Annotated in this window: 2 protein-coding genes and 1 pseudogene; all 3 read left to right on the plus strand. The window is 57.1% G+C overall.

The genetic code is table 11. The features are described from left to right. A partial coding sequence (locus P9217_RS30135) for a DUF269 domain-containing protein (protein WP_127259213.1) occupies window positions 1-393 on the plus strand: 393 nt, incomplete at its 5' end. Window positions 394-483: 90 nt separating this feature from the next. Then, window positions 484-642, plus strand: a complete 159-nt coding sequence (locus P9217_RS30140; protein ID WP_224571204.1) for a CCE_0567 family metalloprotein — start codon at window positions 484-486, stop codon at window positions 640-642. Beyond that, window positions 639-955 (plus strand): annotated as a pseudogene (gene fdxB, locus P9217_RS30145) (ferredoxin III, nif-specific). Before P9217_RS30140 ends, fdxB begins: the two are co-directional and overlap by 4 nt. Window positions 956-1059 lie beyond the last annotated feature (104 nt).

Consider the following 1059-nt stretch of genomic DNA (forward strand, 5'->3'; position numbering starts at 1 on the left):
GACGACGAGGCCCTTGCTTCCCCGTTCGTCAAATGCCTCCTGCGGCTCATTCGTACTCAGGATTCCTTCGGCTTATGGGAAGGCCATTCGGATGCCGAGCTGCTGGCCGAGTTCATCATCACCAAGCAACAGCAACGTGCGGTACCCTTTGGCGGCGATCCCGATCCTGACGCGCTGTGGAGGCTCGACATGTTTTACACCGCCGTAGCGCTTGCGATCGAGGAGCGCTCCGGCGTGTCGACGTCGCCGACAATAGAAATGAAACCCGTGGGGGCTTCCGGCGGTTGGGCGTTCTGTCGAGACGTCCACCGGTTCGGCTTCGAGACTTTCCGCAAACTTGCTGAGGCCGGTACGAAACTGGTCGACGATGCGACTGCAGCCATTGAAGCCTAGCCCGAGATGGAGCGCATCAAGAAACCATTGTTCCAGGAAGGATCTATGTCAGACCTAGATAGGATGAGGAAAAAAGTCTGAAAGCTCCAGTTGCGTGCAGCTATTGCCAAGATGGCATTGCAGGACCTCGTCGAGGGTCTGCCGGGCAAGTGGGCCGACATACAGGAAGTCGCCGAGAAAACCCAAGCCGTTTATGCCGAGTTGGATGTTGCCAAGAGAGAACTCGCTTCAATGAAGAATTTAGGATGATGCGCACATTCACCACCCGTGACGGCTCCATTTGGATGCCGTCGTACCTGACCTCCATCGATAGCAAGACCTGCATCGGCTGCTGCCGTTGTTTCAAGGTCTGCTCGCGCGATGTCATGCATCTTCACGGCGTTGATGATGCGGGTGAAATCCTCGCCCCTGCGATGACGAGGACGACGATTTCGACGGCAAGCTCAATCGCATGATCATGGTTGTCGATGATGCCGGCCGCTGCATAGGCTGCGGAGCCTGCGGCCGCGTCTGCCCCAAGAACTGCCAGACGCATGTTGCGGCCGACGAGCTCGCAACATGATCTGGCGAAAACCAGGAGAACGGCGTTGCACTTCATCTTTTTGTCGGCTCGTGGGGCTGGTCCTGTGCAGCAATGCGTCGATGGTTTACTTCGCTTTGGATTCG

This window comes from Mesorhizobium sp. WSM4989 (genome assembly GCF_029625795.1).
In the GTDB taxonomy this organism is placed as follows: Bacteria; Pseudomonadota; Alphaproteobacteria; order Rhizobiales; family Rhizobiaceae; genus Mesorhizobium.